Source organism: Streptomyces sp. NPDC006134 (genome assembly GCF_040628835.1).
Lineage (GTDB): Bacteria > Actinomycetota > Actinomycetes > Streptomycetales > Streptomycetaceae > Streptomyces.
This window is the reverse complement of sequence record NZ_JBEXTV010000084.1, coordinates 1-17551: the sequence shown is the minus strand read 5'-3', so window position 1 is coordinate 17551 and position 17551 is coordinate 1. Positions and strand designations below refer to the sequence as shown.

Below are 17551 nucleotides of genomic sequence, written 5' to 3'. Positions count from 1 at the left end.
ATGGGAGCGCTCCCGCACCGAATTCAGAGCAGGTGCGCCACCGCACGGTGCGCCGCGTCGAAGGCGGCGTGCGTGTAACCGAAGGCTTCCGCGTCCGAGTTGGCGATCGCGATGCGGCCGACGGGGCGGCGCGCCAGGGCGTACGGGCGCTGCGGCTCCGGCAGGAACAGGGCCGGGTCGTCGAGGGAGTTGTACTCGTAGGCGTAGCCGTGCGCCCACCGGTTCACGGTGATCGCGGTGATGTCGCGTCCCGGATCGAAGCCGTACGCGCCCAGCGCGCGGGCCATGGAGTCGCGGATCTCGCGCTCGAAGTCCGCGAAGGGCATCCGGACCAGCGCGCGGCGGCCGGCCTTGTGCTGCTCGCGGCAGGGCAGACCCGGCGCGTTCGGAGTGGCGGACAGCGAGACGACGGTGGGCAGTTCGGGGCGGTGCGGCATGGCGAAGTCACCGATCTCGGTGACCGTGGGCAGGCCGAAGCCGCCGAAGAACATCGACGGGGTGCTCACCCGTGACACCCGCGCCCGGGCGAAGGCCCGCCAGTCCCGCAGCGCCACCCGCGCGTACACCAGCGGCACCTTCACGCCGTAGCGCATCGCCGCCGCCTGCTCGGCCGGCAGCTCGGGCACGACGTACGAGGCGACCGAGTTCCAGCAGGCCATCACCACGCCCTTGGCGCGCACCCGGTAGCTGCGGCCTGCCCGGGAGTAGTCGACCACCGCGCCGTGCCGGCCGTCGTTGCGGACCTGGAAGGCGGTGCTGGACAGCCGGATGCGGACCCGGTTGTCCGGATCGTCGAGACGGCCGTAGTCCGCCCGGGCGGTGACGATCTGCCGCCAGTCGGGCCGGGGCACGTCGAAGGTGTCCGGGACGAGCCGGCTCACCAGCAGCCGGGCCAGGGCGGCGTTGCCCTCGGGGAAGTAGAAGTAGCCGTCCTCCTCCGTGGCCGCCAGGTGCATCAGCGGGGTGGCGCCGGCGCCCGGCCACGGTGTGTGCGCCAGTCCGAGCCCGTCGAACCCGGGCTGCCCGGTCGCCCAGGCGTCCGCGGCGGCGACCCGGTCGGCGTTCACGCCCCACAGACCGTTCGTGTCGCGCTTGACGATCTCCAGGGCGTCGTCGTCGAGCCCGACCTTCTCGCGCAGATAGGTCTCGTACGGGGTGCGCGCGAGGATCTCCTTCTTCTGCGCGTCCGTCAGCCCGGGGTAGAAGTCCTCGGTCGTGGTGTGCAGCCGCACCAGCGCGGCCCGGCTCGCCTCGCCCATCGGGAGCTTGGTGACGTACGACGCCCAGGACTCGCCCGGTTCCCGGACGACCAGCCGGTCGCTGCCCCAGCGTTCGGCGTCGAACAGGGTGGCGCCGCGCAGCGAGTACCGGGCGTAGGCGTCGTCCTTGACCGTGGCCTGAAGGGCCTTCAGATCCACGCCGAGGTCCTTGGTCAGCAGGTCCCGGGCCTCGCGCGTCCAGGTGCTCGGGGTGTCGATGTTGACGGTGCCGCCGTTGGAGAGCAGCAGCGTCCGGCCGACGTGGAACTCGTTGCGCCGGGCGTGCCCGCCGAAGTCGTCCAGGGCGTCCAGGACGAGGACGCGGGCCCGCGGGCCCGCGTGCTTGCGGTAGAGGTAGGCCGCGGCGAGGCCGCTGAGCCCGCCGCCGACGACCACCAGGTCGTAGTTCTCCCGGGTGTCGGTGATGTCGCCCGGCGCGAAATCGCCGTCCCGCACGGCGTGCGCCACCTCGTACGAGCCCGGCTGCTGCCCCCTCAGGCCCGTCTCGGCGGGCGGGTAGGGCGCCTCCACCGCGCCGTGCCGGTCGCCGGGGCCTTGCGGTGCCGTGGACGCGGCGTGTGCCGTACCGGGCAGCGCCGCTGCCGCGGCGGCCCCGGCCGCGGCGACGGCCACCCCGTCCAGGAAGTCACGACGGGTGATCTTCCGTCTCATACCGAGCTCGTCATCGCTGAATCTGGGCATGCGAGACCCCTCACATGGATCTGCGGATTTCGGAGGTGGAGCGCGTGATCGGCATGCTATCCAGCCATCAGTTCTCTTTAGAAGAACTATTTCAGTTGTAGAGGGTGATGAATTCTGCGGAATTAGTAAACCCCTCCGGAATCCGGTCGGTGTCCGTCGGTGCCTGATCGGCACGTGGCCGGTGCCTGATCGGTGCACCATCCGTGGTCGAGGTCCCGTCGAAGGACCCGCCCCGGACGCCCGTGGGGAACGAGGGCGGTCACGGCAGTCCGTACAACGGGTACAAACAACCCAAAACCAACACCCGAACCCAACACTCAAACCCCCTGTCCGCCGTGACGACCGACCGGAAGGGCCGACCATGACCACCCCACCCGCACGCAGCACCCGGCAGAGCGAGCAGGACACCCTGCACCGGCTGGAGCACCGGCTGGAGCACGAGGCCGACGCCTGGGTCACCACGGCCGACGGGACGTCGGAGATGCCATACCTCGCGCCGCTGCCGTTCCTCTGGAACGGCTCCTGCCTGCTGTTCGCCGCGCCGGCCGCGAGCCCCGACGGCCGCGGCCTGGCGTCGGCCGGCGGCGTCCGCGTCGGCATCGGGCGGAGCCGGGACGCCGTCCTGCTGGACGGCACCGTCGACGTGGTGGAGCCCACCGACCTGTCCGAGCAGGACGCGGAGCTGTTCGCGGCGAAGACCGGCTTCGACCCGCGCCGGCTGGGCACGCCCTGCCGGTACTTCCGTGTCCGCCCGCAACGGGTGCTGGTCCGGCACGGAACCGGAGAGCCGGACAGCCGCGAGCTGATGCGCGACGGGCGGTGGCTGGTGAGCGACTGAATCCACCGGGCCGGGATATCCGCAAGGTGACAGGGCGCGCGGCACGGCCGCCCCGCGCCCCGGACCCTTCGGAGGAGACATGGCACTGGTCAAAGCGGGCGTCGTGGTGCTCGACTGTGCCGAGCCCGAGAAACTCGCCGAGTTCTACAAGGCGCTGCTGGGCGCGCGGGAGACGGAGGCGACCGCCAACCGTGTGGAGATCAGGGGCGCCGACGGCTTCCGCATGGCGTTCCGGCGCGATGTGAACGCGACCCCGCCGAGCTGGCCCCGGCCCGAGAACTCCCTCCAGGCCCACCTGGACTTCGTGGTGGAGGACCTGGACGAGGCGGAGCGCGGAGTCGTCGGGCTCGGCGGACGCCCGCTGGAGGCCAAGGACGCGCCGGGCCCGTACGAGGAGCGGGGTTTCGCCGACCCGGCGGGCCACTCCTTCACCCTGCGCCGCGTCGCGCCGACGGCACCCAAGCAAGGCTGAGCAGGGCCGCCGCCGGCCATCCGCCGTCCGGAACACGCGCCGTGGACGCGGGAGCGACGGACTCTGGGCCCCGGCCGGGCGCCGTCGGCGGTGCCCGGACCGGCCCGGGCCGCGGCGCCGCCCGGACCCCGTCGGCGGGGCCCGGACGGCCGCGTCGGCGACGCGTCAGGCCCGGCCGCCCTCCTCCTTGGTCGGCCAGACCCCGGTCGAGCGGGCGATGGCCTTGGCCCCGGTGCGGTCCACGGCGCTGCGCACCACGGCGAAGATGGCGCCCTGCACCGCGGCCGCCAGCAGGATCTCACCCCAGCCGCGGTCCGGGTCGAGCGCGTCCGGAGCGTCGTCCTCGTGCCGGAGCACCTTCCACGTCTTGCGGAAGGCCAGGCCCGCCAGCGCGCCGCCCGCCCAGCCCAGCAGGAACCCGACGGGCTGGTAGGCGAGGGGGAGTTTCTTCTTCTTGCTCTTGCCCACGTGGATCTCCTCGTGTGTGCGATGGATCGGTGGCGAGTGTGCGGTGAGCGCACCGGCCGGATGCCGGATGCCGGATGCCGGATGCCGGATGCGCGGGGTACGGGGGGTACGGGGTGCGGGGGCGCGATCGGTCAGGGACGGCCCCGCGCCGGGACCACCTCCCCGTCCCGGACCGGACCCGGCGGCGTCCCGTCGCCGAAGGGTCTGCCGCCCAGCTCCTGCCGGTGATGCGGCGTGAGCCACCCGGACAGATCCGGCCCCAGGGGCACGATCCCGGTGGGATTGATACCGGTGTGGACCTGGTGGTAGTGGCGCTTGATGTGGTCGAAGTCGACGGTGTCGCCGAAGCCGGGCGTCTGGAACAGGTCGCGGGCGTACGCCCACAGGACCCGGTTCTCCGTCAGCTTCCAGCGGTTGCACTTGAAGTGCCCGTGGTAGACGGCGTCGAAGCGGACCAGCGTGGTGAACAGCCGGATGTCCGCCTCCGTGATCGTGTCGCCGACCAGATAGCGCTGTCCCTCGAGCCGCCGCGCGAGCAGCTCCAGCCGCCGGAACACGGCCGTGCACGCGGCCTCGTACTCCTGCTGGCCGGTGGCGAAACCCGCCCGGTACACGCCGTTGTTGACGTCCTCGTAGACCTCCGCCATCACCGTGTCGATCTCGTCCCGCAGCGCCCGCGGATACAGGTCGGGTGCCCCCGGACGGTGCAGCGACGCCCACTCGGTCGCCAGATCGAGGGTGATCTGCTGGTAGTCGTTGGTGACCAGCCGCCCGCTGGGCACGTCCACGATCGCCGGAACGCTCACCCCGCCCGGGTAGCCGGTCTCCCGCCTGTCGTAGGCCTCGCCGAGGTACCGGATGCCGAGGACGGGATCGCGGCCGCCCGGATCGAGCGTGAACCGCCAGCTGCGGTCGTCCTGGATCGGATCGGCGATCGCCAGCGACAGGGCGTCCTCCAGACCGAGCAGCCGCCGGGAGATCACCGCCCGGCTCGCCCAGGGGCAGGCACGGCTGACCACCAGGCGGTACCGGCCGGGCTCCACCGGCCAGCCGTCCCGCCCGTCCGCGGTGATCCGGTCCGTGAAGTGGCTCCTGGACCGCTTGAACGCCTTCCTGCCGTACGCGCTGTTGCCGCCGTCCCCGCCGTCACCGCTCACGCACCTCACCTCCCGGTCGTGCCCGTCCGTACCCGTCGTCCGGGTGCTCTGGTGGACGCGTTCCCCGTTTTGCGCCGTCGGCACTGGTGAGCCACCCGCAAGAGAGTGTGAGCCGCGTCCGGCCGGGGCAATCGGCGAGACGTGAGCGGGACACCCTCGGATCGGCAGACGGATCGGAAAGCGGACGGGAACGCGGTGGGGAAGACGGAGGGGACCAGAGCGGGAGACACGGCGGAGAACGCGGTGGGGGACAGGGAGGGGGACATGGCCGGGAAGAGGGACGGCGGGACCGGTCGCAAGGCCGACCGGCGGACACGTGTCACCGTGCTGGTGGCGCTGGCGGCCAATCTGGTGATCGCGGTCGCCAAGGCGGCCGGCGGTCTCCTCGCCGGCTCGCCCGCCCTGCTCTCGGAGGCGGCGCACTCCGTGGCCGACAGCATGAACGAGGTGTTCCTGCTGGCCGCGCTGCGCCGCAGCCGCCGCCCCGCCGACCGGCGGCATCCCTTCGGCTACGGCAAGGAGCGGTTCTTCTGGTCGCTCCTCGCGGCCGTCGGGATCTTCGTCATGGGCGGCTGCTTCTCCTACTACCAGGGCGTCGAGGCGCTCCGCAGCGGTGCCGAGGAGGAGCTCGGCGGCTATGTCGCCGGTCTGATCGTGCTCGCCGTCGCCTTTCTGGCCGAGGGCGCGTCGCTGCTGCGCGCCCTGTACCAGGTGCGCCGGCAGGGCGGGTCACGCGGTCTGCGCGACCCGGCCCTGCGCACGGTCGTCGCGGAGGACGGCACGGCGGTACTCGGGGTGACGCTGGCCTTCGCCGGCATGGTGCTGCACATGGTCACCGGCCAGGTGGTGTGGGAGGCGTGCGCCTCCCTGGCGATCGGCACCCTGCTGGTGTACGTCGCCTACCGGTTGGGGCGGGAGGCCCGCGACCAGCTGATCGGCGAGGCGGCCGACCCGGAGGCCAGCGGCCGGATCCGGGCGCTGCTCCAGGCGCAGCCGGAGATCGACAGCGTGGAGGCGCTGTTCACGATGAAGACGGGCCTCGACTCCGCCCTGGTGGCCGCCCGTGTCGACCTGGTGCCCGGCCTGGACAGCGAGCGGGTCGAGGAGGTCGCCGTGCGCATCAAGCGGTCCATCGCCCGCACCGTGCCCGAGGCGCGGCAGATCTTCCTCGACGTGACCGACCGGCCGGCGCAGGAGGCACGGGAGAGCCCCGCCGCGACGGGGGAACGCGGCGGGGCCTGACTCCCGCGTGCCCGGCCGGCGCCGGTTCATGCACGCCTCGGCCGGAAAAAATCCGGGAACGAATTCCACCGGCCCCATCAGAACCGTCGGCCCCATCAGAACCGTCGGCCCTATCAGACCTGCCGGCCTCATCAGGCCCTCCGGCCTCATCAGGCCCCTCGCTTCCCTCAGGCCCTCAGGCCCCGTCAGTCCCCCTGGCCCCGACGGACCCACTCACCCCCCGTCTGCCCGGTCAGTCCCCGTCGACCGGCTCCAGGACGAAGACCGGGATCTCCCGGTCGGTCTTCTCCTGGTACTCGGCGTACGGCGGGAAGGCCGCGACGGCGCGCTCCCACCACTCGGCCTTCTCCGCACCCGTGACCTCACGGGCCGTCATGTCCCGCTTGACCGGACCGTCCTGCAGTTCCACATGAGGGTCGGCCTTGAGGTTGTGGTACCAGACCGGGTGCTTGGGCGCCCCGCCCTGGGAGGCGACCACGGCGTAACGCCCCTCGTGCTCGACGCGCATCAGCGGCGTCTTGCGGAGCTTGCCGGACCGGGCGCCGCGACTGGTCAGCACGATCACGGGCAGCCCCGTGTCCAGCAGCGTCGTGCCCTTCGTACCGCCGGAGCTCTCGTACAGCTCCACCTGCTCCCGCACCCACCGTTCCGGGCTGGGCTCGTACTCACCTTCGAGTGGCATGGTGTCCGTTCCCCTCGTCGTCGCGTGACACGGCATGGCACCGTCGTCCCACGCCGTTGCGTGCAGGACTCATCCAACCGCATTCCGCTTCCACCCGCCGCCCGTCTGCGTCACGGCGTCACGGCGATACGGCGTCACGGCGATACGGCGACACGGTGACATGGCGAAGGGAATGCCGGAACTTCCCGTGATCCGGTAGCAGGATCCCGCCATGCGCATCGACATCGACAAGGACGTCTGCATCGGCGCGGGGCAGTGCGCCCTGACCGCCCCGGACGTGTTCCTCCAGGACGACGACGGCTACGGCACGCTCGCGCCCGGCCGCGAGGACGGCGGCGGCAGCCCCCTGGTCCGCGAAGCCGCCCGGGCCTGCCCGGTGGGAGCCATCACCGTGTCCGGGGCGGCCGGCTGACGCGAGGCGGCTCCGGCACCCCAGGACCGAGCCCGTGCCACCGCCGTCCCCCTGCCCGGTGGGGCGCACCGGCCCGACGGGGCTCACCGGGCCCGCAGCAGGGCGCGGGCCGCCTCGCGCGCCCGCGCCGCGGGCTCCGCGCTCCGCGTGATGCCCGCGGTCACCATGGCGCCCTCCGCCAGCAGGAACAGCTGCCCGCCCAGCGCGGCGGGCAGCCCCGCCTCGGCGACCAGCCCGTCGAGGAACTCCCCGAACGCCCGCTTGTGCGCCCGCACCCGCTCCGCCACCAGGGACGAGACCGCGCCCAGTTCGCCGTAGGCGTTGATCCACGCGCAGCCGCGGAAGTCCGGCTCGCCGAACCACCGTTCCAGCCAGTCGAAGACGGCCAGGATCCGCCGCTCCGGCTCCGCGTGTCCCCGGACGTGCTGCGCCAGCCGCCCCCGCCAGCGCAGGTCCCGCCGCTCCAGGTACGCCGCCACCAGGTGCTCCTTCGCCGGGAAGAGCTGGTAGAGACGCTTGAGCGAGACACCGGAGGCGGTGCGGACGTCGTCCATGCCGACGGAGCGCACGCCCCGGCCGTAGAACAGTTCCTCGGCGGCGTCCAGCGCCCGCTCCCGGGCGACCTCACTGTCCATGCGGGGACCACTCCTTGACGTGAGAACGATCGTTCTCCTACGGTAACAGCCCTGCGGAGAACGGCCGTTCTCCCACTGTCGCCGGGGAGGACCCATGACCGCCCGTCCGCCGCTGCCGCCGTTCACCCGTGAGACCGCCGCCCAGAAGGTGCAGGCCGCCGAGGACGCCTGGAACACCCGCGACCCGCACCGGGTGGCGCTCGCGTACGCGGAGGACTCCGTCTGGCGCAACCGGGACACCTTCCTCACCGGCCGCGCCGCCATCGTCGCGTTCCTGACCCGGAAGTGGCAGCGCGAGCGGGAGTACGCGCTGCGCAAGGACCTGTGGGCCTTCGACGGCAACCGCATCGCGGTCCGCTTCCAGTACGAGTCGCGCGACGCGGACGGCCGGTGGTGGCGCTCCTACGGCAACGAGCTGTGGGAGTTCGACGAGCAGGGCCTGATGACGCGTCGCGAGGCCAGCATCGACGACGTCCCGATCGAGGAGGGCGAGCGGCGCATTCACGGCCCCCGGCCACAGGCCGAGCGCGGGCGGCCCCTCCCGGTTCAGTAGGGTGCCCGCGTGAACGGACAGGACGCGAAGCCCTTCCTCTACGTCGTCGTCTGCGCGGCCGGGATCGCCGCGGACGTCGGCACGCTCGTCACCGCCGCCCAGCGGCGCGGCTGGGAGGTCGGGGTGATCGCGACCCCGACCGCCGCGGCGGACGGCTTCTTCGACGTCGCCGCCGTCGAGGCGCAGACCGGCCGACCGGTCCGTGCCGCCGCGCGCCGCCCCGGCGACCCGCGCCCGTTCCCGCCGCCGGACGCGGTGATCGTCGCGCCGGCCACCTTCAACACCCTCAACAAGTGGGCCGCCGGCATCACCGACACCCTCGCCGTGGGCACCCTGTGCGAGGCGTACGGCCTCGGTGTCCCCCTCGCCGTCCTGCCGTGCGTGGCCGACGCGCTGGCCGCCCACCCCGCCTACCGGGAGAGCCTGGCCCGGCTGCGCGGGATGGGCGTCCGCTTCGGCGACCCGTACGCCGGGGAGGCGGGGGAGGGCGGCGGACCGCCGGAGTTCGGCTGGGAACGGGCGCTGGAGCTGATCGAGGGCCGGCCGGCGCCCGGGCCGTGACCGGCGCGCCCGGCCCGGGCGCGGCTACTCGCAGCCGACCGTCGGCCCGGCCACCATGCCCCCGGTGTGCAGGGCCTGACCGCGCGGCATCCAGTACCCCAGCTTCGACACGATCGTCGAGCAGGCGGACTCGAGGGTGGCACGGACCCGGACGGTGGCGGGCCGGCCCGGCTGGAGGTCGGTGAGCGCGCAGTCCAGGGCGTGCGTGAGCCGGTCCGTCGACGGGTGGCGGCCGATCAGCGGGTTGACGCACCGGGCGTCGTCGGTGGTCAGCCTGATCCCGGTGCCCTCCTCGCCGATCAGTCCGAACCGCGCGCTGCCGTCGCCCGCGTCGCTGTCCCGGTGGACGGTGTAGACGAGCGTCGCCGTGGAGTGGGGCCGCAGGGCGGGGCCCTTCACCTCGACGCGGTGCGTGGGCGCCGGCTTGGGCGCGGTCACGGTGAGCGTGGCCCGGACGGTCCCGCGCAGGTCCACGCCCGCGGGCGCGGAACGGGCGTGCACGGTCGCCGTGATCTCGTACGTCCCCGGCCCGGCATACGTGCCCGCGCCGGGCAGCGTCCCGGTGACCGCCGGTGCGCCGGCGCGCCGGGCGGACCAGGTACCGGAGGTCAGACAGGCGTACCGGGTGGCCGTTCCGGGCCGCCGGCAGGTCGCCGGCGCCGTGATCTCCAGGCCCCGGGGCCCGGCCTCGGCACAGAGGCTGACCACGGCCTCCTGTCCCTGCCCGCCCCGCAGCGTGCCCGCCGGCGCGCACAACGTCGCCGGACCCCCCGTCTCGGGCGGCGGCACCGGTTCCGGCCGCCCCCAGGCGGGCGTGACGAGGGCGAGGGACAGGACGGCCGCACCGGCCAGGGCCGGGAACCTCCTCGGACGTGTCGGCACCGCGTTCCTCCCGTACGTGACGACGCGACCGGCCGGGCGCCGGTCGCCTGCGCCGAGGATGCGGCAGCCGGCCCCGCTCCGGCCGCTCCCACGCCGCGGCGTCACCTGGGGGCAGCACACCGCGGGGCCGGGGAGGGGAGGAGACGCCTGGACGCGGAGTGCGTACGAACACGTACGCTCGCCTCCGGTACCGATCACGAAGGAGCAGCGTCAACGATGCAGTATGTGAAGCTCGGTTCGACGGGTCTGGACGTGTCGCGGATCTGCCTGGGGTGCATGACCTACGGCGTCCCCGATCGGGGCACGCACGCGTGGACCCTCGACGAGGAGGCCGCGCGCCCGCTGATCCGGCAGGCGCTGGAGGCGGGCGTCACCTTCTTCGACACGGCCAACAGCTACTCCGACGGCACCAGCGAGGAGATCGTCGGCCGGGCGCTGCGGGACTTCGCCCGCCGGGACGAGATCGTGCTCGCCACGAAGGTGTACTTCCGGATGCGCCCCGGCCCGGGCGGCGGCGGCCTGTCCCGCAAGGCGATCATGACGGAGATCGACCACAGCCTGCGGCGCCTGGGCACCGACTACGTCGACCTGTACCAGATCCACCGCTGGGACCCGCACACGCCGGTCGAGGAGACGATGGAGGCGCTCCACGACCTGGTGAAGGCGGGCAAGGTGCGCTACATCGGGGCCAGTTCGATGTACGCCTGGCAGTTCTCCAAGGCCCAGTACACCGCGCAGCTCAACGGCTGGACGAAGTTCGTCTCCATGCAGAACCACTACAACCTCCTCTACCGCGAGGAGGAGCGCGAGATGCTGCCGCTCTGCGCGGACCAGGGCGTCGGTGTGCTGCCGTGGAGCCCGCTCGCGCGCGGCCGGCTCACCCGGGACTGGGACACCACCACCGAGCGCAGCGCCACCGACACCTTCGGCAGCACCCTCTACCAGGAGGGCGACCGCGCCGTCGTCGAGGCCGTCACCCGCATCGCCGCCGACCGCGGCGTCCCGCGCGCCCAGGTGGCCCTCGCCTGGCTGCTGCACCAGGACGCGGTCACCGCGCCGATCGTCGGCGCCTCCAAGCCGCAGCACCTGGAGGACGCGGTGGCCGCCGTCGGACTGGAGCTGAGCGACAAGGAGATCGAGGAGCTGGAGCGGCCGTACGCGCCGCACCCGGTCGCCGGTCACTGACCGCCTGTCACCCGACGCCCGGCACCCGACGCCCGACGCCCGCCGCCGGTCACCGGACCCGGGCGGCGGGCGGCGGGCGTCCGTGGCTCAGGGACCGGTGCCGGCGTCGAGCACGGTGACGGTCACCGTGGACGCGGTGCCGCCCACGGGGACCTTGCCGCCCTTCCACGCCACCGTGAGGGAGTCCCGCTCGTCCGGCGGGGTGACGAGCAGCGCCGCCGGGGTCGCCGCGCGGGCGCCGCTGACCTCCGGACTCGCGAACGACAGCCCGGCCCAGGCGCTGTGGCCGGGCGGCAGCGTGACCTTCTCCGGCGAGCCGGGGGCCCGCCGCGGGTCCGGGCCCAGCTGCCGGCCGGAGGCGTCGACGAAGGCGGCGCCCGGATAGCCGTACAGGGTGCAGGTGCGGGTCGAGGCGTTGGTCAGGACGACGGGGAAGTTGCGCTGTCCGGCCCCCGGATCGGCCCGGCCGACGGACGCGCGCAGTTCGGAGGTGTGGCAGCGGCCGTCGGTCCGGGCGGAGGCGGACGCGGACCCGGCCGTGTCGCTCGCCACGGCGCCGGGCGGTGACTGCGCGCCGGGGCCGGACGGTGGCCGCGTGCCGGGGCCGGCGGGAGTGCTGCCCGGGGCGGTCGTGGGTGGACTCGTGACGGGGGACTGCCGGGCGGCGCCGGTCGTGTCGCCGGTCGCGGCACCGCCGTCCGTACCACAGGCGGTCAGTGCGCCGAGCGCCGCGACCGTGCTCGCCAGCAGGGCGGCCCGGCGCACGGCCGGGGACGTGTTCGCCATCGCTTCTCCCCTCCAGGAGGCTCACCGCGCACGGCCGCACCCGTGTCGTCGCACGCGCCTACCCAGTCGAGTGTCCGCAGTCACCGCCGGAAAAACCCGGGAAATCCCGGACAGATCCAGGACAGGGTCAGGACAGACCCGGGGTGACGGGGCTGAGGGTGCCGAGGGTGCCGGACGGCCCTCACGCGTCGTCGAGCAGCCCCAGTTCGGCCCAGATCGTCTTGCCCTCGGCGGTGTGCCGGCTGCCCCAGCGCTGGGTGAGCTGTGCGACCAGGAGCAGCCCCCGCCCGCCCTCGTCCCACGTCTTGGCGCGGCGCAGGTGCGGTGCGGTGTGGCTGGCGTCGGACACCTCGCAGATCAGGGTCGCCGTGTCGTGGATCAGCCGCAGCCGGATGGGCGGGGCGCCGTACCGGATGGCGTTGGTGACCAGTTCGCTCACCACGAGTTCGGCGGTGAACGACGCGTCCGTCAGGGCCCAGGCGGCCAGTTGGTCCAGGACCTGCTTGCGGACGGGCGCGACGAGGGAGGGATCGGCGGGGATGTCCCACGTGGCGACCTGGGAGGCGGGCAGCCCCCGGGTGCGGGCCAGCAGCAGGGCCACGTCGTCGGCGGCACCGCCCGGCGGCAGCAGGGCGTGCAGCACGCGGTCGCAGGTCTCGTCGAGCGAGCCGGACGAGCCGGGTGCTCCGGGTGATCCGGACGGGCCGGGTGCTCCGGGTGATCCGGACGGGCCGGGTGCTCCGGCCGGGGACGCCGGGCCGGACGATCCGGACAGGATCGTGCACAGCAGGTCCTGGGCGGCGTCGAGGTCCCGTCGGCGGTTCTCGATCAGCCCGTCGGTGTAGAACGCCAGTACGGTGCCCTCGGGCAGCAGCAACTCGGCCGATTCGAACGGCAGCCCGCCCAGGCCCAGGGGAGGGCCCGACGGCAGCTCGACGGGCCGGGGCGCCCCGCCGGGCGGCACCATGACGGGCGGGGGATGCCCGGCCCGGGCCAGGGTGCAGCGCCGCGAGACCGGGTCGTACACCGCGTACAGGCAGGTGGCGCCGACCTCGCCGGTACCGTCGCCGCCGGACTCCTCCGACAGTCTCAGGACCAGGTCGTCGAGGTGGGTGAGGAGTTCGTCGGGTGCCAGGTCGATGTCGGCGAGGGTACGCACGGCGGTGCGCAGCCGTCCCATGGTGGCCGAGGCCTGGATGCCGTGGCCGACGACGTCCCCGACCACCATGGCGACCCGCATCCCGGACAGCGGGATCACGTCGAACCAGTCGCCGCCCACGCCGGAGCGTGCCGCCGGAAGGTAGCGCGAGGCCGCCTCCACCGCGGCGGTCGGCGGCAGGGTGCGCGGCAGCAGGCTGCGCTGCAGGGTCAGCGTCGTCTCGCGTTCGCGGGAGTAGCGGCGGGCGTTGTCGATGCAGACCGCGGCACGCGCGGTGACCTCCTCGGCCAGCAGCACGTCGTCGTGGGTGAAGGGGTCCGGCCGCCGGAAGCGGGTGAAGACCGCCACGCCGAGGGTGGTGCCGCGCGCCTGCAGCGGTACGGACATCGTGGAGTGGACGCCGTACTCCTGCGCCCGCCGGAAGCGGTCCGCGTCCCACGCCCGCCACCGCTCCGGATCCCCGGACGGCACCGCGGCCACGATCGCGCGGCCCGCGACCAGCGAGTCGGCCTGTGGCGTGCCGGCCGGATAGGAGTCCAGCTGCCCCGGCTTGGCCGTCGCCTCCGGGCAGCCCTCGGTGACCGAACGGTGGGCCGCGCGCCGCAGGCCGACCGGCGGGGCCGGCGGGGCGGGCGGTTCCCCGCCGTACTCCTGCGCGTCGAGCAGGTCGACGCTGACGAAGTCGGCGAGGGCCGGAACGCACACGTCCGCCAGCTCCTGTGCCGTGCGGGTGACGTCGAGGGTGGTGCCGATGCACACGCTGGCCTCGTTGACCAGCTGCAGCCGTTCCCGGGCGCGGTGCTGCTCGGTGAGGTCGTGGGCGGTCACGCACAGGCCGCGCACCCGTCCGCCCTCGTCCGTCAGCGGCGCGATGCGGGCCAGCCAGGCGTGGGCGCTGCCCTCCCCGGCGGCCTTCAGGTACGCCTCCATGTCGTACCCCCGGCCGGTGTCGAGCACCCGGAGCATGTGCTTCTCGATCTCCGCGTTCTGCAGCCGGCCGCTGATGTCGGTGGGCCGCAGGCCGTGGATCCGGGCGGGCGGCAGCTCCATCAGACGCGCCATGGCGTCGTTGACGCCCCGCAGACGGAGCCGGTCATCGAAGATCATCGTGGCGCAGGGCGACTGCCGGAGCGCCGCCCCGACCAGAGGATCGTCCGGCCGCTCGGCGCCCCCGCCGAGCGGGGTGGCGACGCGCCAGCCCGCCGGGGCGCCGTCCGTCGCCATCCGGCGGGTGGCCAGCACCCACACCGGCACCGTACGGCCGTCGCGGTGGCGCAGCGCGAGCGTGCCGCTCCAGCGTTCGCTCCCGGGGGCGGGGGGTGTGTGCGCGCCGCCGTCGGCCAGCAGCCGCGCGGCGGGACGTCCCACGACGTCCGCCGCCGGGTGGCCCAGGAGACGGCGGGCGCCCTCGTTCCACTCCAGCAGAGTGCCGGAGTCGTCGATGACGGCCCGGGCCGTGTCGGTCTCGTCGAACGGGTTGACCGGGCTCATGCTCGTCACTCCACACACTCACAGTGAACGGTGTGTCACTTGAGATCCAAGCCTAGTGCGTCGCGGGCCGGAGCGGACCGGAACGTCCCAGGTCCCGCCGGTTCACCGTCCCGGGGGACACGGGAGGGGTGCGGTGCCGGCGGGGGCGCGGGACGGAAGGAGCGCACACACCCTTGCCGGACACCTCTGGCAGTCCGTCAGCCTTTGCCCGCCCGCGATGAGTTGTGAGTACTCCTGGGTCCTGACGGGGGAGAGCCGCCATGACGGTCACGCACAGATCGGTCCTCGCCGCTCCGCGGCCGCACCCGCGGCCGGTGTCCTCCCGGGCGCCCCGGCGGCCGTCATCGCCTTCGACCGGGTGCGGGGTCCGCGGCTGCGCCTCACGCTGACGGGCCGTCACCCGGGCGAGCCGCGGGGGCGGTACGCAACAGCCGGCGGGAGGCTCCCGCGCCGTGAGCCGTGGGCCGTAGGCCGTGGGCCGGGCGATCCGGGCGGGGCGGCCGGAACGGCCGTGGCGGCCGGGACGGGATGCGGCAACTACCGTCCCGACCGTTGACGCCGCGTCACGGCTGCCACAACCATGTCCTGCGTCCGCTTCTGGGAGCGCTCCCACCCGAGCGTCACCCGCCCCTCCCCTGAGGAGCCCAGACGTGAAAAGACGCAGAACCGCCTTGCTGTCCCTGACAGCCCTGCTGGCGGGCGCGCTCACCGCGCTGCCCGCCGCACAGGCCGGGGCCGAGGAGGTCGAGCAGGTCAGGAACGGCACCTTCGACACCGGCACCGCCCCTTGGTGGACCACCGCCAACGTCACCGCGGGCGTGTCCGGCGGCCGGCTGTGCGCCGACGTCCCCGGCGGCACGGCCAACCGCTGGGACGCGACCGTCGGCCAGAACGACATCACCCTCGTCAAGGGCGAGTCGTACCGCTTCTCCTTCTACGCCGACGGCACCCCGGCCGACCACGTGGTCCGGGCCGTGGTGGGCCTGTCGGTCGCCCCGTACGACACCTACCACGAGGTGAGCCCGCAGCTCAGCGTCTCGGGCAACACCTACTCCTACACCTTCACCTCGCCCGTCGACACCGCCCAGGGGCAGGTCGCCTTCCAGCTCGGCGGCAGTGCCGACCCCTGGCGGTTCTGCGTGGACGACGTGTCCCTGCTGGGCGGGGTGCCGCCCGAGCGGTACGAGCCCGACACCGGCCCCCGGGTCCGCGTCAACCAGGTCGCCTACCTGCCGGCCGGGCCGAAGAACGCCACCCTCGTCACCGACGCCACCACCCGGCTGCCCTGGCAGCTGAAGAACGGCGCCGGCGCGGTGGTCGCCCGCGGCTGGAGCGTGCCGCGCGGGACCGACGCCTCCTCCGGGCAGAACGTCCACTCCATCGACTTCGGCGGCTACAGGACGCGGGGCAAGGACTTCACGCTGGTCGCCGACGGGGAGACCAGCCGGCCGTTCGACATCGGCACGGACGCGTACGAGCGGCTCAGCGTGGACGCGGCGAAGTTCTACTACACCCAGCGCAGCGGCCTGGCGATACGGGACGACCTGCGCCCGGGCTACGCCCGTCCGGCCGGGCACGTGGGCGTCGCGCCCAACCAGGGCGACACCGACGTACCGTGTCAGCCCGGGGTGTGCGACTACCGCCTCGACGTCTCCGGCGGCTGGTACGACGCGGGCGACCACGGCAAGTACGTCGTCAACGCGGGCATCTCCGTGTGGGAGCTGCTGAGCACCTACGAGCGCGCCCTGCACGCCCGCACCGGGCAGCCGGAGAAGTTCCGCGACGGCTCGCTCGCCATCCCCGAGAGCGGCAACAAGGTGCCCGACCTGCTCGACGAGGTCCGCTGGGAGCTGGACTTCCTGCTGAAGATGCAGGTCCCGGACGGGCAGCCGCTGGCCGGCATGGCCCATCACAAGGTCCACGACGAGAACTGGACCGGGCTGCCGCTGCTGCCCAGCGACGACCCGCAAAAGCGCGAACTGCACCCGCCGACCACCGCGGCGACCCTCAACCTGGCCGCGGCGACCGCCCAGGCGGCCCGCCTGTACAAGCCCCACGACCCCGAGTTCGCCGCGAAGGCGCTCGCCGCGGCCCGCAAGGCGTGGGCGGCGGCCCAGGCGCACCCGGACGTCTACGCGGACGAGAACGACGGCATCGGCGGCGGGGCCTACCCGGACCGGAACATCGACGACGAGTTCTACTGGGCGGCGGCCGAGCTCTACCTCACCACCGGCGAGAAGCAGTTCGCGGACCACGTGCTGAACTCCCCGGTCCACACCGCGGACATCTTCGGCCCGATCGGCTTCGACTGGGCGCGCACCGCGGCGGCGGCCCGCCTGGACCTGGCCACCGTGCCGAGCCGGCTCCCCGGCCGGGACAAGGTCCGCCAGTCCGTCGTCCGGGGCGCCGACCGCTACCTGGCCACCCTCAAGGCCCACCCGTACGGCATGCCGTACGCCCCCGACGGCAACAAGTACGACTGGGGCTCCACCCACCAGATGCTGAACAACGCGGTCGTGCTGGCCAGTGCCTACGACATCACGGGCGGCTCGAAGTACCGCGACGGCGCGGTCCAGAGCATGGACTACGTCCTCGGCCGCAACGCGCTGAACATCTCCTACGTCACCGGCTACGGAGAGGTCAGTTCGCAGAACCAGCACAGCCGCTGGTACGCCCGCCAGCTCGACCCGAAGCTGCCGAACCCGCCGGCCGGATCGCTCTCCGGCGGTCCCAACTCGAGCATCCAGGACCCCGTGGCCCAGAGCAAGCTCCAGGGCTGCGTCGGCCAGTTCTGCTACATCGACGACATCCAGTCCTGGTCGACCAACGAGATCACCATCAACTGGAACGCGGCCCTGACCTGGATGGCGTCCTTCGTGGCGGACCAGGGCTGATCGCACGGCCGTACGGCCCGCACGGCTCGCACCACCCGCACCGTCCGTCCCGCCGTGCGGCGGTGGCCCCCCCCCCCCGCCCCCCCCCGCGCGACAGCCCCACCAGGCGCGCCACCCAGCCCACGGACACGCCCAACTTAAATATCCCACACAAAACCCAACAGAAGGGGGGT

Annotated in this window: 16 protein-coding genes; 8 read left to right on the top strand and 8 right to left on the bottom strand. The window is 73.5% G+C overall.

Features of this window, described 5'->3' with window-relative positions:
* Positions 1-23: 23 nt before the first annotated feature.
* Positions 24-1931: an FAD/NAD(P)-binding protein gene (locus ABZ340_RS34050; protein ID WP_358785753.1), complete on the bottom strand. Its 1908-nt coding sequence runs from the start codon at positions 1929-1931 to the stop codon at positions 24-26.
* Between the two features lie 391 nt (positions 1932-2322).
* Here ABZ340_RS34050 and ABZ340_RS34045 point away from each other — a divergent pair, with 391 nt between their 5' ends.
* Complete coding sequence (locus ABZ340_RS34045; protein WP_358785752.1) at positions 2323-2799, top strand: pyridoxamine 5'-phosphate oxidase family protein; 477 nt, start codon at positions 2323-2325, stop codon at positions 2797-2799.
* Positions 2800-2878: 79 nt separating this feature from the next.
* Positions 2879-3271, top strand: a complete 393-nt coding sequence (locus ABZ340_RS34040; RefSeq protein ID WP_358785751.1) for a VOC family protein — start codon at positions 2879-2881, stop codon at positions 3269-3271.
* A 165-nt stretch (positions 3272-3436) separates the two neighbouring features.
* On the opposite strand, the gene ABZ340_RS34035 is transcribed toward ABZ340_RS34040, so the two are convergent.
* Positions 3437-3739, bottom strand: a complete 303-nt coding sequence (locus tag ABZ340_RS34035; RefSeq protein WP_358785750.1) for a DUF4235 domain-containing protein — start codon at positions 3737-3739, stop codon at positions 3437-3439.
* Positions 3740-3870: 131 nt separating this feature from the next.
* Positions 3871-4896, bottom strand: coding sequence for a glutathione S-transferase C-terminal domain-containing protein (locus ABZ340_RS34030; protein WP_358785749.1), 1026 nt, complete (start codon positions 4894-4896; stop codon positions 3871-3873).
* A gap of 264 nt (positions 4897-5160) precedes the next feature.
* Here ABZ340_RS34030 and ABZ340_RS34025 point away from each other — a divergent pair, with 264 nt between their 5' ends.
* Positions 5161-6138, top strand: a complete 978-nt coding sequence (locus ABZ340_RS34025; protein WP_358785748.1) for a cation diffusion facilitator family transporter — start codon at positions 5161-5163, stop codon at positions 6136-6138.
* 232 nt (positions 6139-6370) lie between these two features.
* Here ABZ340_RS34025 and ABZ340_RS34020 read toward each other — a convergent pair whose 3' ends face one another.
* Positions 6371-6820: a nitroreductase family deazaflavin-dependent oxidoreductase gene (locus ABZ340_RS34020; protein WP_358785747.1), complete on the bottom strand. Its 450-nt coding sequence runs from the start codon at positions 6818-6820 to the stop codon at positions 6371-6373.
* A gap of 211 nt (positions 6821-7031) precedes the next feature.
* Here ABZ340_RS34020 and ABZ340_RS34015 point away from each other — a divergent pair, with 211 nt between their 5' ends.
* The gene (locus ABZ340_RS34015) at positions 7032-7232 is read left to right on the top strand and encodes a ferredoxin (RefSeq protein WP_358785746.1); all 201 of its coding nucleotides are present in this window, start codon (positions 7032-7034) and stop codon (positions 7230-7232) included.
* An 83-nt stretch (positions 7233-7315) separates the two neighbouring features.
* On the opposite strand, the gene ABZ340_RS34010 is transcribed toward ABZ340_RS34015, so the two are convergent.
* Positions 7316-7867: a TetR/AcrR family transcriptional regulator gene (locus tag ABZ340_RS34010; RefSeq protein WP_358785745.1), complete on the bottom strand. Its 552-nt coding sequence runs from the start codon at positions 7865-7867 to the stop codon at positions 7316-7318.
* Positions 7868-7961: 94 nt separating this feature from the next.
* Between ABZ340_RS34010 and ABZ340_RS34005 the strand changes: the two genes are divergently transcribed.
* Both ABZ340_RS34005 and ABZ340_RS34000 read left to right on the top strand, forming a co-directional pair.
* A complete protein-coding gene (locus tag ABZ340_RS34005; protein WP_358785744.1) occupies positions 7962-8420 on the top strand; it encodes a nuclear transport factor 2 family protein in 459 nt (152 codons plus the stop codon).
* A gap of 9 nt (positions 8421-8429) precedes the next feature.
* Entirely contained in the window at positions 8430-8981 is a 552-nt protein-coding gene (locus ABZ340_RS34000) for a flavoprotein (RefSeq protein ID WP_358785743.1), read from the top strand.
* 24 nt (positions 8982-9005) lie between these two features.
* Here ABZ340_RS34000 and ABZ340_RS33995 read toward each other — a convergent pair whose 3' ends face one another.
* Positions 9006-9863: a hypothetical protein gene (locus ABZ340_RS33995; protein WP_358785742.1), complete on the bottom strand. Its 858-nt coding sequence runs from the start codon at positions 9861-9863 to the stop codon at positions 9006-9008.
* Between the two features lie 216 nt (positions 9864-10079).
* Here ABZ340_RS33995 and ABZ340_RS33990 point away from each other — a divergent pair, with 216 nt between their 5' ends.
* Positions 10080-11048, top strand: a complete 969-nt coding sequence (locus tag ABZ340_RS33990) for an aldo/keto reductase (RefSeq protein WP_358785741.1) — start codon at positions 10080-10082, stop codon at positions 11046-11048.
* 87 nt (positions 11049-11135) lie between these two features.
* Here ABZ340_RS33990 and ABZ340_RS33985 read toward each other — a convergent pair whose 3' ends face one another.
* Positions 11136-11834 carry a DUF4232 domain-containing protein gene (locus ABZ340_RS33985; protein WP_358785740.1) on the bottom strand — a complete coding sequence of 233 codons (699 nt, stop codon included), beginning with the start codon at positions 11832-11834 and terminating at the stop codon, positions 11136-11138.
* Between the two features lie 181 nt (positions 11835-12015).
* The gene (locus tag ABZ340_RS33980) at positions 12016-14484 is read right to left on the bottom strand and encodes a SpoIIE family protein phosphatase (protein WP_358785739.1); all 2469 of its coding nucleotides are present in this window, start codon (positions 14482-14484) and stop codon (positions 12016-12018) included.
* 650 nt (positions 14485-15134) lie between these two features.
* Between ABZ340_RS33980 and ABZ340_RS33975 the strand changes: the two genes are divergently transcribed.
* The gene (locus ABZ340_RS33975) at positions 15135-17378 is read left to right on the top strand and encodes a glycoside hydrolase family 9 protein (RefSeq protein WP_358785738.1); all 2244 of its coding nucleotides are present in this window, start codon (positions 15135-15137) and stop codon (positions 17376-17378) included.
* Positions 17379-17551: the final 173 nt, after the last annotated feature.

Coding starts and splice junctions, on each gene's coding strand:
- ABZ340_RS34050 (WP_358785753.1), bottom strand. CDS start 1,931: ATGAGACGGAAGATCACCCGTCGTGACTTCCTGGACGGGGTGGCCGTC.
- ABZ340_RS34045 (WP_358785752.1), top strand. CDS start 2,323: ATGACCACCCCACCCGCACGCAGCACCCGGCAGAGCGAGCAGGACACC.
- ABZ340_RS34040 (WP_358785751.1), top strand. CDS start 2,879: ATGGCACTGGTCAAAGCGGGCGTCGTGGTGCTCGACTGTGCCGAGCCC.
- ABZ340_RS34025 (WP_358785748.1), top strand. CDS start 5,161: ATGGCCGGGAAGAGGGACGGCGGGACCGGTCGCAAGGCCGACCGGCGG.
- ABZ340_RS34020 (WP_358785747.1), bottom strand. CDS start 6,820: ATGCCACTCGAAGGTGAGTACGAGCCCAGCCCGGAACGGTGGGTGCGG.
- ABZ340_RS34015 (WP_358785746.1), top strand. CDS start 7,032: ATGCGCATCGACATCGACAAGGACGTCTGCATCGGCGCGGGGCAGTGC.
- ABZ340_RS34010 (WP_358785745.1), bottom strand. CDS start 7,867: ATGGACAGTGAGGTCGCCCGGGAGCGGGCGCTGGACGCCGCCGAGGAA.
- ABZ340_RS34005 (WP_358785744.1), top strand. CDS start 7,962: ATGACCGCCCGTCCGCCGCTGCCGCCGTTCACCCGTGAGACCGCCGCC.
- ABZ340_RS33990 (WP_358785741.1), top strand. CDS start 10,080: ATGCAGTATGTGAAGCTCGGTTCGACGGGTCTGGACGTGTCGCGGATC.
- ABZ340_RS33985 (WP_358785740.1), bottom strand. CDS start 11,834: ATGGCGAACACGTCCCCGGCCGTGCGCCGGGCCGCCCTGCTGGCGAGC.
- ABZ340_RS33980 (WP_358785739.1), bottom strand. CDS start 14,484: ATGAGCCCGGTCAACCCGTTCGACGAGACCGACACGGCCCGGGCCGTC.